Here is a 13,302-nt window from a genome sequence, read left to right as displayed (position 1 = left end):
AATCGATTGTCACAGGCCGACTATTCGTTTCAGGTGGGGAGCGAGCCTTCTCCCCACCCGAACGTGGCTATGACGTGAAGCCGGGCACCGGGTAGCGGCCGTTGAGTATGTAGTTGCCGACTTCGGCGATCTTGTAGGAGACCGGGTCGTGCAGGGTATGGGTGCGGATGTTTCTCCGGAATCGGTCGAATCCGTACCGGGGGTGTGTGCCGCGGGCTCCGATGACCTCGAAGATGCGGCTGGTGATGTCGAGGGCGACCTGTGAGGTCAACGCCTTAACGCCGGACACGCGGACCATGAGCTCACCGCGATCCTCGGCGGTCAGTTGTCGGCCTTTGTCCCAGACGGTTTGCAACAGTCGCGCGGCGTCTCGCGCGGCGGCGTCCGCGCCTTGGTAGGCAATGCCCATTTCGCCGTAGGCGCGCACGACATAGGGATCCTCGACCGCCTGGGTGACACCGGCTGGTGTCCACGGGCGGGCTTGGGTTCGGGTGTAGTCGCGCGCGGCGTCGAGCGCCCCCTGCGCGATCCCAAGGTAGACGTTGGCGAAGCTGAGCTGGACCAGTGGCCCGAACAGGCTGGCGGGCTGGAACTGGAAGAAGTCATTGATGATGGCGTTGGGGCCCCGGGGCATGTCGGCGCGCCTCCATCGTGAAACTCCACGGTGCCACTGTCGGTGCGACGCATGCCCAGGGCGTCCCAGTCGTCGTTGACTGTGACGCCGGCTCGGTCGGTCGGGATCACCGCGGTGATGATCGATCCCTGCTGCGCTGACGCGTCTTGAACTACTCCAAAGACGAGCAGCAGGTGAATCAACGGCACCGCTGGTGAAGTGCTTGGTGCCTTCAAATCGGTAGCTTCCGTCTTCGTGGGGTGTGGCACGGACCTTCCAGTCCAGCACGTGGCTGTTGTTCTCGCTGGATGCGTTGCCGGCCCACCAGTTGTGTTGCGCCACCTGGCGGTAGACGTGCTCCGTCTGTTCGCTCGACCCCAAGAGCTCGATGAACGCGATGCACACGGTGTGGTACCCGAACAGATGACCCAAGGAGCCGTCTACTTTGGCGATCGCGGATCCGCCTCGAAGATGGTGGGCCAGTCAGCACCCCATCCCCGAACGTTGCCGGAACTGCCAGCGACGAGTAGGCCGCTGGCGCGTGGGTCCTCGCGTTCAGTGGTGGCCGATCCGCCGGCACGGTCGCGCTCGATGAGGCCGTCCTGCCATCGGGCCAGATCGCGCTGCAGCGGCGGGGTCGGCGAGGTCGGCTGGCCGGGGGCTTCACCCGGTGTTGGTCGTCAGTGTCATGATCCGTTTCCTGGTGTCGTCGGTTCCCGGGCTTGCGGCTACAAGAACTCCGGTGCGGCCCATTGCTCCAAGATCGACCGGGTGATCGATCAGGTCGTTGTCGGAAGGAACCGCTGTGTCTGGTCCAGCAGGTTGATGGCGGATTCGTCCAGGCGTGGCACTGGGTGCTCCCGGCGAAGTCGGGGCCGAATCCTCGGTCGTTCATACCGGGCGCCCGCCGGGGTTGGCGGCATGGATTGTCACCACCTCGTCGTGGTGGTGACGGGACCACTGGCCAGCGCACCGCGGCGTCGACGAGCCGCTGCACCAGATCGGGGTGGGTCTCCCGACGGCGCTGACCGTCCAGACGCTGGCGTATGGGGTTGCGTTGGTCGCCGCGAGGTCGGCCAGTACACGACGCCGTAGAGATCTTCCAGTTCGGCAGCCCACGGCAACGGTGAACAACGCGTCGACTGTGCCAGCGTCTGGACGCCGGCGGTGGTGGGCCCACCGCGGGGAACAGATCAACCTGCTCGACCGCTGGTGGCGGCGCTCCAGCGGTCCGCGGGCAGATCCACGCCAGGTCGATGGCGACCAGGTCGACATCGCCCAGTTTCACACCGCCGCGCTCCAGCGTGGACAGCGGACGGAGCCTCCCAGGTGCCCAGGGCGATCAATGTCTGCCGCCACGGGCCGAGCTGGCGGTCGCAACTCGCGGCGCAAGATACGAATCGCCGCCGCCGGGGACCCTGACCCGGCGCCAGCTCGGCGGGCGACCGCGCCGGACTGTCCGCGCACACGTAAAAGCCCTGAGGCCGGCGAAGCGGGTGACGCCCAGCAGGCGGGTACGCCCCGGTGCCCGCAGCCCCTGCTTGACTAACGGCGGGATCTCCCCACCGAACCTGGTGTAGGCGGGATGGTCGTAGGTGAAGTGTAAAGCGCCCTGGGCGCCGCTCAACACCTCCAGGGCGATACCCTCCTGCGCCAACAAACCCGCTTCCAAGGCGGTCAGCAGCGCATTGAGGAACCGGGCAGTTACTGTAGGCCAGGACATCACGCTCGACCGGAGTCGTGGTCATTGCACGCTCCTACCGGTGGGGCGGCTCAACCCGAGATGCTCGCGCAAGGTAGTTCCCTCGTACTCGGTGCGGAACACTCCGCGCTCCTGCAGCAAGGGCACCACCTGATCAACGAACTCGTCGTAGACGCCGGGCAGATAGGCCGCAGAGATGATGAACCCGTCTGCGGCACCAGCCTCGAAATGGCTGACGAGTTGCTCGGCGATGTGCTCGGCTGTTCCCGCCCACTGCGGCACGAACCCGACGTTGGTCCCGTATCGCCGTCCCAGTTCCCCGAGCGACAAGTCGCTGCCGCCAGCGGTCGCGGAAAACATCTGCAACATGGTCGGCACATGCCGGTCACCAAGGTCGGCCACGATATCGGCGTACTTGGTGTCCAACGGATACGCCGAGAGATCAATCCCGCTATGACTCGACAGGGTCGACAGACCGACCTCAGGATGCACCAGCGAGTTGATGTATTCCAGCCGGTCTCGGGCGATGGCCGCAGTCTCTCCGAGGACCGGCATGATCGCCGTGAAAACCTTCGTCTGGTCCGGATCGCGGCCAGCGGCGGCCACATTCGCCTTGAGGTCCTGATAGGTCGCACGCATGATGTCGAGATTCGGCGAGATACTAAACACCGCTTCGGCCCACCGCCCGGCGAAGCGCCGACCGCGCGGTGACAATCCCGCCTGCAGGATAACCGGCTCGCCCTGCGGTGACCTGGGGACCTGCAACGGGCCGCGAACCGACAACCATTTGCCCTGGTGCCCAACGTATTGGACCTTTTTCGGGTCGGCAAACCGCCCGCCCGCCTTGTCCAACAGCAGAGCATCGTCGCCCCAGGAGTTCCACAGCTTCTTCACGACCTCAAGGAACTCGTCGGCACGTAGCGGATATCGTGTTCTAGGTGCTTGTCGACCCCGAAATTGCGCGCCTCCGAGTCGTTAAGCGACGTCACCACATTCCAGGACACCCGGCCATCCGACAGATGGTCCAGCGTCGCGAAGATCCGCGCGACGTGGTAGGGCGGGTAGTACGTCGTGCGTTGTGGAAACCGTCGCGCCCAAACCCAATCTGTCGGTCGCCGCGGCCATTGTTGCAACAACACTGGTCGGTTCCAGGGCGATCGCGCCTTGACCGCCCAGGCCGACGCCGGTCTGAAGATCCCCACCGTAACTGTCTTCGATCGCCAAACCGTCCGGCAAAAACAACAAATCGAACTTCCCGCGTTCCAACGTCCGAGCGATCCGCTTGTAATACTCACCGCTGAGAAAGCCATTCGTAGCGCCCACGTGACGCCACGCACCGTGGGCGTGGGTCACGTTGCCAGCCGAGAAAAACCCAGCGAGGTGCAGTTGACGGCCTTGGGGCACGGTCGTGGTCAAGGATGTCCTCCCGTTCGAGGAGTGGGCGGTCCGATCGAGTATCTATTCACGAGCCATCAGCAGCACAGGGTTAAAACCTCGATGATTCCGGTGATTCCTTTCCATCGCGCCGGGGTGATCGGATGCACGGTCTGTCGGACACAACGGTCGACTTGCCACCGACGGGACTTCCAACTGCTGCAACGGATTCGACCGGCAATCCGAAACCGGCGTCAGTGAGCATTGAGGCGATCTAAGTAAGGCCAAGACGCCATCGCCGTGGCGGCATCCAATTCGTCAGCGATCGCATAAAATCACCAACGCAAAACAGGGAGCCTACGTGACGCCCCTTTTACACCGCTCCTGGGACATCACCCGGCCGAGTTGGCCGCCAGCATGGTGGCTGCCTCTTGCGCAAACGCCAACACCGCCTGCGCCGAGACCTCCTCGCCGCCGGCGGGAATCAGCCCGCTCAGCACCGAGGCAGCCGCGGTGGTACCGGCGCTAATGCCCTGGCTGCCGATATCGACCAGCTGCGAACCGATGTCTCCCGCGGCGGGGTTGTGGGACATGGAATCCATTGCCATTGAGTGCCGCTCCTGGGTCTTTTGGACAACACATCAATTCTAAGGTGACGGTGACCGCCCGGTTGCACCTTTTCGCAAGCTATGAGCGCAACGCGCAATACTGCGAAATCGTCGCTATTCCGACTATCGGCACAACGGCGACACGTCTGTGAGGCCGCCCTCGAGGGGCCGTATCGAGAGGAGCGGACAAAGACAATTCATGACATTTCATCCGGTCGTCGGCGACGTCGGGGCGCGGGGACACTACCACCCGAGGTGAGCAGAATGCGCAAAAGTCATCACTGCGCCTGCCGACACGACGACGAAGACCAGCAGGTCTGTCCAGGTGGCCACCACCTCGTCACGGTTCTTGCCCCGCCTGGCGACGTGGCGCAGGCCGGCGAGGCCAAGAAAGACGGCGCCCGGGATCGACCCGAGGACCCCCCAGCTACCGGCGAAGGCGCTGAGCATCGCGACAAGTCCCATGCTCAGGTTGGCGTAACCGAGTTCATGCACCACCAATTCGGCGCTGGAATCGTCGATGCCGAGGATGCCCTGAGCGGTGCGTCCCGGGTTCACCAACTGGCTGACACCCGCGACGAACAGCCGAGTGCCCACACCCCAGAATGCCCACCAGACGCCGAGCACGATCGCGGGGTCACCGCCGGAGACGGCCAGTTGCAGGGCGCCCGAGATCATCGGCAAGATCACGGTCTGCAGTAGAACCACGACGATATACATTGTGCTGCTTTCCTGTTCGGCCACTTCTAGGAATGGTTGGCGTAGCTCTGGTCCTGGCGCACATCCATGAACATCTCCGACACGATCCGCCATGCGCCGTCGGCCTGCCGGGCGACGACCCGGATCGAGTGGTTGTCCCGCAGCGCTATCGCTCCACCTCCGACCAGAGACTGGCCGGCGATCTGCAGGTGGGCGTGCACAACCGCGTTGTCGGCGTCGAGGCGCCGCAGTGAGCACACCGGACCCGCGGTCAGCTGCCCGTCGTTGAAGTTGCGGTCGGCGAAGAGTCCGCGCAGGTATTCGACGATCTGTGCACCGCCCTTTTGCACGCTGCCGAAAGCGTTGATCCAGTCCGCGTCGGTGCTGTAGACGCCGTCCAGCAGATCGGCGTCTCGCAGCACGAAGCCGCGGAACAGCCGGTCGAGTGTCGCCAGTATTTCGGGCCGGTCCGCCTCGTCCATCCGCTCGATTCCAGAAATCGCGATGCCGTCCCGCCGATCGATGTGCATGGGGACCTCCCGTTAAACTAACGATTGTAAACTTATATCGGTAAGCTAACATCTGTTAGGATAACGGCGCAATAGTACGAAAGGCGGAGCCAAGAAACATGGCGGGAGTGGCACGCAGCCGCAACCAACGCGGGCAGGGCGACCGGTTGCGCGACGAAATCATCGATGCTGCACTATCTCTCATCGACGATGCGACCGAACCGCCGTCGCTGACGCTGCGCGGGATCGCGCGCCGGGCCGGCATCAGCGCCCCGTCGATCTACCCGCATTTCGCCGATCTGGCGGCGATCCTCGACGCCGTTCTCGAGCGCAGTTTTGCCGACCTCGACGACATCGTCGCCACCGCGATGGTCGGGCCGGCGGCCCCGGATGCGCGACTGGTGGCCGGTTGCCTGGCCTACGTCCGGTACGGCTGGGAGCATCGGTCGCGGTACCGATTCATGATCAGCGGCACCGGCTTTGCGCCGGGCGCCGGCGCCACCTTCGCCCGGATCGCGGACGCACTGCAGGCATGCGCAGCGGCGGGCCTGTCGACAAGCACCGATCCACACTCCGACGCATTTCTTTTGTGGGTGAGCATGCACGGCATGGCGACGCTGGAAAAGCCCGACCGCCGCGAGCTTCGCCGGCTGGGGCCGCTGGATCGGGTCGCCCTCACCGAGCAACTCGCGCGGCGCGTGGCGGGGCTGCCTGCGGATGCGACGCGTCACCTACCATCAGCCCATGCGTGATTCGAAGATCCTCGTCACCGGGGTAACCGGTCAGGTCGCCACACCAATCGCCCTGGCCCTGGCACCCGACAACGAGGTCTGGGGCATCGCCCGGTTCACCGACGCCGCCGCCCGCACCAAATTGGAACAGGGCGGCGTCCGGTGCGAGACGGTCAATCTGGCGGCCGGGGATTTCAGCGGACTCCCGTCCGACTTCGACTACGTGCTCAACCTCGCGGTGGCCAAGAGCGGAAGGTGGGACAAGGATCTGGCCGCCAACGCGGACTCGGTCGGACTCCTGATGGCGCACTGCCGCACCGCAAAGGCGTTTCTGCACTGCTCATCAGCGGCGGTATACGACCCGCCCGACGACGAGGTGCGTACCGAGCGTGCCGCCCTGGGCGACAACCACAAACCGTTGTTTCCCACCTACTCGATCTCCAAGATCGCCGGTGAGGCTGTCGCCCGTACGACCGCGCGCATCCTCGGGGTGCCCACCACCATCGCCCGGCTCAACGTGCCGTACGGGGACAACGGGGGATGGCCGTTCTACCACATGGAGATGATCCTGGGTGGAATCCCGATCCCGGTTCCGTCCGGCGGCCCGGCCCACTACAACCCCATTCACCAAGACGACATCATCGCGACCATCCCGAAATTGCTTGCGGTGGCGGCGGTTCCGGCGACGACGGTGAACTGGGCCGGCGACCAGACCGTCAGCATCCAGCAATGGTGCACCTTCCTGGGCACGCTCGTCGGTCGCGAGCCGGTCTTCGTCGAAAGCGAGCAGGCGCTGCGCGGCAATCCCGTGGACGTCACCCGACTACACGAACTGATCGGCGGCGGCAGCACCGTGGATTGGCGGGAGGGCCTGCGGCGCATGGCCGCCAAATTTCACCCGGACCTGGTGGACGCGTAGCCCGGAAGGCCGCAGCACGGCGGCCGTCGTTCATCGGTAGATGGAGGCAACCCACGGCTGGGTGCAGAACCGGTCCTGCGCGGTGGCCGGGTCCATCCCGGCGGCGCGCAGCGCCGCATCGCGCTGGGCACGGGCACCGGCCGGGTAATCGTCCTCGCTGAGGGCGCACAGCACGTCGCCGTTGCGCACCCATCGCCGCTGCGGATCATCGGGTGCCGCCTGGGCGGCCTGGGTGTCGAGCACCGCAACGGTGGTCAGCTTGTCGTCCACCCATCGGTAGAGCGTCACGGTCCCGGCGATCGCGCTGGAGTGAGCATAGTTGCCGAAGAATCCCTCCGCGGAGACGAAGAAGCGGCGGAAACCGAACAGTTCGCCGGCGCGCACGAACCGAGCCGGTGAGCCGGTGAGCCGCCACGCGGCCATCGGCTCACCACCTGTTCCACCGCGGCCGGTAACCACCAGCAACACCGGCGTGCCGCTGTTGTCGATGTCCTGCAACAGCGGCACGACGCCGGTTTCACCGATCTCCTCGGTGGGCTCGCTGAACTGCTGAACCGCCCCGCCGTGGTCGCGCAGACTGAACGACCAAGCGGGGTCGCTGGACACCTCGAGCGTCATACCCTTGACCGTGAGCACACACCGCACCTGCTGGTCCTTCATCGGACCGAGGTCGATCTTGACGTTTGCGCAGTCAACCAGATTCGGTTGTGCGGCAATTGAACTCGAAGTCGAGGACGCACCCGGAGCGCCTTGGTGCGCACCGCCGCAGCCGCCGACGACGAGCGTCGAAGCGGCAGCCAAGACCACCGGGGCGGCAACGCGGGCGATCAGGCCAGGCCACATCACGTGAGCCTAACCGAACCCCTGGCTCAGCCCAGCACGCCCGATGGTCAAGGAGTTCCGACGCAACCGCTCACGCTGACACGGCGACCGACGTCGACGCACGCGGTGACATCGCCGGCCGGACCCGGCGGCGGGTCAACGGATTCCGCTGCGGGAGCATACTGTTCGACCGTGCCGGCAACGTCGCTGCAACCTTCGATCGAGACGTGCACGCCGTCGACGCTGCCGCAGGCGTCTGCCCGGGCCGGTGCGGGTACCGCAACCGCCAGGGTTGACGCGGCCAACGCCAGCGCCGCGACCGCCGCCGCCGAGCGCTTCAATCGCAGCCGCCGAGCCGGGTTTTCGCTGGTGCAGCCAGTGCTCCCGCAGGTCATCTTCATACCTTTCGCAGATACGGTGCCGAGCCGAATTGCTCACTCCCACTGTGCTTTGTCCCAACCGTCGAACCCTTCCTGCGATGGATTGATTCGGCGGAGGAAATTACGCTCCACCGATCGGGGGAGATCGGGGCCGCTCGAACGGCCGCGCTTCGTTGCCGCGGTCCGTGATGCGGGCGACAATGGGAACGCCCGTCCGCCGGCGGGCTGCCTTGTCGCCGCGAACCTTTGGAGTAGCCGATGGTCAACCCCACCGACCGCGTCAGAGTCGTCGTAGCCGACGACCACCCCGTGACGCGCCAGGGTGTGGTGCGCGCGCTGAAGTCGAGCGGACGGGTCGAGGTTGTGGCCGAAGTCGCCGACGGTCGCGCGGCCCTGGACGCAATCCGGAAGCTGCACCCGTCGGTGGCACTGCTGGACTACAAGATGCCGAAGCTGGATGGGCTGGCGGTGACGCACGCGATCAGCCGGGACGGGCTACCCACCCGGGTGGTACTGCTCAGCGCGTTCGACGACAGTTCGGTCGTGTACAAGGCGCTCGCCGAGGGCGCTTCGGGATACCTGACCAAGGAGTCCGACAGCGACGAGATCGTCTCCGCGGTGATCAAGTGCGCCGGCGGCGGCACCTACCTACCCAGCGAAGTGGCCGGGGGACTGGTCGACGAGGTCAAGCACCGGGCCAAGGGGTCCGCGACGCTGCTGACCGAGCGGGAAAGTCAAGTGGTGGCGATGATGGCCGACGGGCTGTCGGTTCCGCAGATCGCGTCGCAGCTGCATCTGTCGCCCAGCACCGTCAAGACACACGTGCAGAACTTGTACGAGAAGCTCGGCGTATCCGATCGGGGTGCCGCCGTCGCCGAGGCGATGCGCCGCCGGTTGGTGGACTGACCTCCGAGGGTTCAGCCGCGCAGCGGCACCTCGACGCGCAGTCGCGCGCCTGCGGGATCGTCCATGATGCGCAGCGTTCCACCGGCGGCCTCGATGCGGGCGCGTTGTGAGGCCAGTCCGATGTGACCCTCGGAGAGCCGGTCTGCGACCGTGTCACCGCTCACCCCGACGCCGTTGTCCGCCACTTCGATTCGGGCAACAGCGTCGGCGACGGACAGGCTCACCGATGCGCTGTCGGCGCCGGAGTGCCGGACCACGTTGGACAACAGCTCGCGGATCACCCCGAACAGGATCGGGTCGACGGCGTGCGCGACGGGATAGTCGATATCGGTCGTGATAATTATTCCTGACCGCGCTTGCGTTACGGCGGCCAGCTTTTCGACGGCCGCAGCCAAGCCGACCTGGTCGAGAACGGCCGGGTGCAGCTCGAAAGTGACCTCCCGCAACAGCCGGGACGCATCGTGCAGGCTGGCCAACGCGTGCTGCAACGGCGCCTCCGGTACGGCTTTCAAATAGTCGGAGACATCACGCCGTGCTGCCAGGACGTCTTGCAGCGGGCCGTCGTGGATCGCTTCGGAGATGTGTCTGCGCTCGGTTTCCGACGCGGTCATCGTCTCGGCGAGCAATGCTTCCCGGGAAGAGGCGAGTCGGATCATGTCGTCGATATTGCGCAGCCGGAATGTCACCACCATTAGTGCTGTGGCACAGACAAACGTGTAAACCAGCACGATCAGGACCGTTCCCACGGCGCCGAGGCGCGGCGCGATCACCTCATCCTGCAGGGCCGACACCGTAAAGAAAACGACGCTCGCGCCCAGCACCATAGCCGCGCGCGGCAACGACAATTGAACGGCGATCAACCGGGGCAGCAGGGCCATCACCAGCAGCGCCATGTAGCCGCCGGGGGAGAGCCACTTGAAGCCGAACACGGTCACCACGTCGACCAGCGCGAAAACCAGGATCGCGTCGTCGTTGCCGAAGACGCTGCTGCGTTTGGAGAATGCCAGCACCAGCGCACAACCGGCGGTCACGGCGTAGATGCTGAGCAGCGCCGCTTGTACCGGCCACCGGTGTGGATGGGTCTGCTGCAGCATCGCGCCGGCCATGATCACTATCACCCCGACGCGCAGCAGCGAACCGCCCTGCAGCGAATGCCGGCGCTGTTTGCGGAGTACCTGTTCGACATCGGCGCTTCTCATTTGCTCCTACAACGGGTCGATGCGGCGTGCTCGGCGGCGGATCGGAGCTATTGTTACGCAGAGCTTCAGCTATCCATCAAGGATTGGTGGATTGGACTCCCGCGAGCCGCGTGAGCAGGATGTCGGCAAGTTGCTCACCTCGATCTTCTTGCAGGAAGTGGGCCGCGCCCTCGACCCGCACCTGCTCGCCGGCGGTGAGGATCAGATCGCAGAACAATTGTCCCGACTTGGGATACGGGAACACCGGATCGCTGTCGGAGAAGGCAACCAGCGCCGGCTTGTTCCACCGGGACAGTTCGTCGGTGACGGCCTGCATCTGCGCGGCACCGGGCGCATCCTCGGTGATCGGGACCAGCAGCGGGAATTGGGCGGCGCCCGCCTTGGATTCGGCGGTGGGGAAAGGCGCGTCGTAGGCGGCGACGACATCGTCTGACAGTTCGGTGGCGGTCCCGCTCTGCACGACGAACCCCACCGGCAGATCGGGTGTCTTTTCGGCGAAGTCGCGCCAGGCCATGAAGCCTTTGGAGACGCTGCCGGTGAACAGCCCGGTGTTCATCACCATCAGCGCGTCCACGCGATCGGCATTTTCCACCGCCCAGCGCAGCCCGATCGGACCACCCCAGTCCTGTACCACCACTGTCACGTGCTGCAGACCAAGGGAGCCAAGAACTTTGGCCACGTACGCGCTGTGCCGATCGAACGAATACCAACGGCGGTCGGTCGGCTTGTCCGAGCGCCCGAACCCGACGAGGTCAGGGACGATCACCCGGTGCCCGGCCGCGACGAGCGGCGGCAGCATCTTGCGGTACAGAAAAGCCCAGCTCGGCTCGCCGTGAAAGCAGACGATGGGCGCCGCGTCACGAGGTCCCTCGTCGAGGTAGTGCATGCGCAACCCTTCGACGTCGAGGTAGTTCGGCGCGAAGTCGTACCCCGGCAGATTGTCGAAGCGAGTGTCGGGTGTGCGGAAAACCTCTGGGGCGGCAGGGCTCATTGCTGTGATCTCCGTTCATGGGGGCCGGTCGAGGCACAACCTAGCGAATAGTTGACCGACCAGTCAACTATTAATAGACTGCGGTGATGCCCCGAACCTCGGATGCGCGCGATCGGATCGTGCGGACCGCGGCCCGGCTGTTCCTGCAACGCAGCTATCACGACGTCGGCGTCGAGGAACTGTGCGCCGCGGCCAATGTCCGCAAAGGCAGCTTCTATCACTACTTTTCGTCGAAGTCCGACGTAGCGAAAGCGGTCGTCGACCTACATATGCAGGTCTTCCAAACACGGCTGGCCGGCCCGCCGAGCGCGACACCGGCGCAGCGGCTGTCGGGGGTCCCCGAGGCGATCGGCGATATCCAGTCGGCGCTGCGCGGGCAGTTCGGCCGGTTTGTCGGCTGCCCGTTCGGAAACCTGGCTGCCGAACTGTCGACTACGGACGAGGAAGTGCGCTCGCATCTGGCCATGCGATTGGCCGACCTGGAACGCGGCCTGGCGCAGATTTGCCGCGACGCCGCGGCAGCCGACATGCTGCGCGACGACGTCGACCCCGATCGCCTGGCGCATGCACTACTCGCGCACTACCAGGGCCTGATCCTGCTCGCCAAGTTGCACGGTTCAACCGTTGCCGACCTGGCGCCCGCGCTGCACGAGTTCCTCGACGGGCACCTGGCCCCGCAAAGCTAGTCGGTGATCTTCACCATCAGCTTGCCGACGTTCTTGCCGTCGAACAGCATGTTGATCGCCGTAGGTAGTTGATCGAAGCCTTCGACGACGGTCTCCAACGGGGTAAGTCTGCCCTCCGCGATCAATCCGGAGATCTCGCTGATCGCCTCGGGGGTACGGCCGAAGTGGTCCAACACGATGAAGCCCTGTACGGTCGCGCGCTGGATGAGCAGGTTGCCGAAGGCGCGCGGCCCCGGTGGCGGGTCGGCCTCGTTGTACCCCGAGATCAGCCCGCACAGCGCCACCCGCGCTCCGATATTCAGTCGCGCGAAGATGGCGTCCATGATGACGCCGCCGACGTTTTCGAAGTCGACGTCGATGCCGTTGGGTGTCGCCGCGACCAGTTGGGCGTGCCAATCGTCGGCCTTGTGGTCGACGGCGGCGTCGAATCCGAGCTGGTCGGTCAGCAGCGCGCACTTATCCGGCCCACCGGCGATCCCGACCACCCGGGCGCCGTCGGCCTTGGCGAGCTGGCCGGCCACCGAGCCGACCGCTCCGGCAGCGGCCGATACCACCACCGTCTCGCCCGGCTTCGGCTTTCCGATGTCACGGATACCGATCCACGCCGTAAGCCCGGTCATTCCGAGCGCGCCCATGTAGGCACTCGGCGACACACCATCGGCGACGTCGACCGGCATCAACGGCATCGCGTCGGAGGCGACGACGTACTCTTGCCAGCCCACCAGCCCCTGCACGGTCTTGCCCACCGGGTAGTTCGGATTGTTCGAGGCGATGACCTCGCCGATACCGCCGGCACGCATGACCTCACCGATTCCCACCGGGGGCAGGTAGGTCGGCACGTCGGTGATCCACATGCGATTCGTCGGGTCCAGCGAAATCCAGTCGACACGGACCAGCGCCTGGCCCGGACCGATGTCGGGAATCGGTTCTTCACTGAGCTTGAAGGTATTCGGGCCGATCCGCCCGGTGGGGCGTTCGTGGAGGAGGAAGCGTCGGTTCCGATCGGCCATGAGCGAACCGTACTCCGTTGCCTCAAAGGGAGGCGGTACTCCCTCGGATGCGACCCGAGGGACGTGTCGCAGCCCGGTGTTATAACCCACCTATGTCCAAGCTGCGGCGACATCGTCGCCCGTCGTCTGCCTCGTTCCCGGACCGCCCGCAAC

Annotated in this window: 15 protein-coding genes and 2 pseudogenes; 4 read left to right on the top strand and 13 right to left on the bottom strand. The window is 65.4% G+C overall.

Annotation, left to right across the window (positions count from 1 at the left end; genetic code table 11):
• Nucleotides 1–67: 67 nt before the first annotated feature.
• From L6444_RS13875 to L6444_RS13850, 8 genes and pseudogenes are all read right to left on the bottom strand, one after another.
• Nucleotides 68–634, bottom strand: coding sequence for an acyl-CoA dehydrogenase family protein (locus L6444_RS13875; protein WP_236983426.1), 567 nt, complete (start codon nt 632–634; stop codon nt 68–70).
• A gap of 1,321 nt (nt 635–1,955) precedes the next feature.
• Nucleotides 1,956–2,336 carry a type 2 periplasmic-binding domain-containing protein gene (locus L6444_RS13870; RefSeq protein ID WP_236983424.1) on the bottom strand — a complete coding sequence of 127 codons (381 nt, stop codon included), beginning with the start codon at nt 2,334–2,336 and terminating at the stop codon, nt 1,956–1,958.
• Between the two features lie 21 nt (nt 2,337–2,357).
• Nucleotides 2,358–3,239, bottom strand: a pseudogene (locus L6444_RS30135) (NtaA/DmoA family FMN-dependent monooxygenase); the annotation flags it as partial.
• Nucleotides 3,206–3,334: an LLM class oxidoreductase gene (locus tag L6444_RS30130; RefSeq protein WP_255731305.1), complete on the bottom strand. Its 129-nt coding sequence runs from the start codon at nt 3,332–3,334 to the stop codon at nt 3,206–3,208. The pseudogene L6444_RS30135 and the gene L6444_RS30130, both read right to left, overlap by 34 nt.
• Nucleotides 3,291–3,731: an LLM class oxidoreductase gene (locus L6444_RS30125; RefSeq protein ID WP_255731215.1), complete on the bottom strand. Its 441-nt coding sequence runs from the start codon at nt 3,729–3,731 to the stop codon at nt 3,291–3,293. Before L6444_RS30125 ends, L6444_RS30130 begins: the two co-directional genes overlap by 44 nt.
• Nucleotides 3,732–4,087: 356 nt before the next feature.
• A pseudogene (locus L6444_RS13860) lies at nt 4,088–4,291 on the bottom strand (PE domain-containing protein); the annotation flags it as partial.
• Between the two features lie 249 nt (nt 4,292–4,540).
• Nucleotides 4,541–5,005, bottom strand: coding sequence for a DUF6790 family protein (locus L6444_RS13855; RefSeq protein WP_236983417.1), 465 nt, complete (start codon nt 5,003–5,005; stop codon nt 4,541–4,543).
• Between the two features lie 38 nt (nt 5,006–5,043).
• Nucleotides 5,044–5,526, bottom strand: a complete 483-nt coding sequence (locus L6444_RS13850; RefSeq protein WP_236983414.1) for a YybH family protein — start codon at nt 5,524–5,526, stop codon at nt 5,044–5,046.
• 107 nt (nt 5,527–5,633) lie between these two features.
• Between L6444_RS13850 and L6444_RS13845 the strand changes: the two genes are divergently transcribed.
• A complete protein-coding gene (locus L6444_RS13845) occupies nt 5,634–6,257 on the top strand; it encodes a TetR/AcrR family transcriptional regulator (RefSeq protein WP_236983405.1) in 624 nt (207 codons plus the stop codon).
• Complete coding sequence (locus tag L6444_RS13840) at nt 6,250–7,155, top strand: NAD-dependent epimerase/dehydratase family protein (RefSeq protein WP_236983403.1); 906 nt, start codon at nt 6,250–6,252, stop codon at nt 7,153–7,155. Before L6444_RS13845 ends, L6444_RS13840 begins: the two co-directional genes overlap by 8 nt.
• A 30-nt stretch (nt 7,156–7,185) precedes the next feature.
• On the opposite strand, the gene L6444_RS13835 is transcribed toward L6444_RS13840, so the two are convergent.
• Complete coding sequence (locus tag L6444_RS13835) at nt 7,186–7,998, bottom strand: hypothetical protein (protein WP_236983401.1); 813 nt, start codon at nt 7,996–7,998, stop codon at nt 7,186–7,188.
• Between the two features lie 47 nt (nt 7,999–8,045).
• Nucleotides 8,046–8,372, bottom strand: a complete 327-nt coding sequence (locus tag L6444_RS13830; protein ID WP_236983398.1) for a hypothetical protein — start codon at nt 8,370–8,372, stop codon at nt 8,046–8,048.
• A 243-nt stretch (nt 8,373–8,615) separates the two neighbouring features.
• On the opposite strand from L6444_RS13830, the gene L6444_RS13825 reads away from it, so the two are divergent.
• On the top strand, nt 8,616–9,263 hold the full coding sequence (locus L6444_RS13825; RefSeq protein WP_236983396.1) for a response regulator transcription factor: 648 nt from the start codon (nt 8,616–8,618) through the stop codon (nt 9,261–9,263).
• An 11-nt stretch (nt 9,264–9,274) separates the two neighbouring features.
• On the opposite strand, the gene L6444_RS13820 is transcribed toward L6444_RS13825, so the two are convergent.
• Both L6444_RS13820 and L6444_RS13815 read right to left on the bottom strand, forming a co-directional pair.
• Nucleotides 9,275–10,462, bottom strand: coding sequence for a sensor histidine kinase (locus L6444_RS13820; protein WP_236983394.1), 1,188 nt, complete (start codon nt 10,460–10,462; stop codon nt 9,275–9,277).
• A 76-nt stretch (nt 10,463–10,538) separates the two neighbouring features.
• Nucleotides 10,539–11,453, bottom strand: a complete 915-nt coding sequence (locus L6444_RS13815; RefSeq protein ID WP_236983393.1) for a haloalkane dehalogenase — start codon at nt 11,451–11,453, stop codon at nt 10,539–10,541.
• Nucleotides 11,454–11,539: 86 nt separating this feature from the next.
• Here L6444_RS13815 and L6444_RS13810 point away from each other — a divergent pair, with 86 nt between their 5' ends.
• Entirely contained in the window at nt 11,540–12,139 is a 600-nt protein-coding gene (locus L6444_RS13810; protein ID WP_236983391.1) for a TetR/AcrR family transcriptional regulator, read from the top strand.
• On the opposite strand, the gene L6444_RS13805 is transcribed toward L6444_RS13810, so the two are convergent.
• Entirely contained in the window at nt 12,136–13,149 is a 1,014-nt protein-coding gene (locus L6444_RS13805) for an NADP-dependent oxidoreductase (protein WP_236983390.1), read from the bottom strand. The genes L6444_RS13810 and L6444_RS13805 overlap by 4 nt on opposite strands.
• Nucleotides 13,150–13,302: the final 153 nt, after the last annotated feature.

Source organism: Mycobacterium kiyosense (assembly GCA_021654635.1).
In the GTDB taxonomy this organism is placed as follows: Bacteria; Actinomycetota; Actinomycetes; order Mycobacteriales; family Mycobacteriaceae; genus Mycobacterium; species Mycobacterium kiyosense.
The sequence above is the reverse complement of the archived record's forward strand: the minus strand, read 5'-3'. Positions and strand labels throughout refer to the sequence as shown.

Coding starts and splice junctions, on each gene's coding strand:
- L6444_RS13875 (WP_236983426.1), bottom strand. CDS start 634: ATGCCCCGGGGCCCCAACGCCATCATCAATGACTTCTTCCAGTTCCAG.
- L6444_RS13870 (WP_236983424.1), bottom strand. CDS start 2,336: ATGTCCTGGCCTACAGTAACTGCCCGGTTCCTCAATGCGCTGCTGACC.
- L6444_RS13850 (WP_236983414.1), bottom strand. CDS start 5,526: ATGCACATCGATCGGCGGGACGGCATCGCGATTTCTGGAATCGAGCGG.
- L6444_RS13840 (WP_236983403.1), top strand. CDS start 6,250: ATGCGTGATTCGAAGATCCTCGTCACCGGGGTAACCGGTCAGGTCGCC.
- L6444_RS13835 (WP_236983401.1), bottom strand. CDS start 7,998: ATGTGGCCTGGCCTGATCGCCCGCGTTGCCGCCCCGGTGGTCTTGGCT.
- L6444_RS13830 (WP_236983398.1), bottom strand. CDS start 8,372: ATGACCTGCGGGAGCACTGGCTGCACCAGCGAAAACCCGGCTCGGCGG.
- L6444_RS13825 (WP_236983396.1), top strand. CDS start 8,616: ATGGTCAACCCCACCGACCGCGTCAGAGTCGTCGTAGCCGACGACCAC.
- L6444_RS13820 (WP_236983394.1), bottom strand. CDS start 10,462: ATGAGAAGCGCCGATGTCGAACAGGTACTCCGCAAACAGCGCCGGCAT.
- L6444_RS13815 (WP_236983393.1), bottom strand. CDS start 11,453: ATGAGCCCTGCCGCCCCAGAGGTTTTCCGCACACCCGACACTCGCTTC.
- L6444_RS13810 (WP_236983391.1), top strand. CDS start 11,540: ATGCCCCGAACCTCGGATGCGCGCGATCGGATCGTGCGGACCGCGGCC.
- L6444_RS13805 (WP_236983390.1), bottom strand. CDS start 13,149: ATGGCCGATCGGAACCGACGCTTCCTCCTCCACGAACGCCCCACCGGG.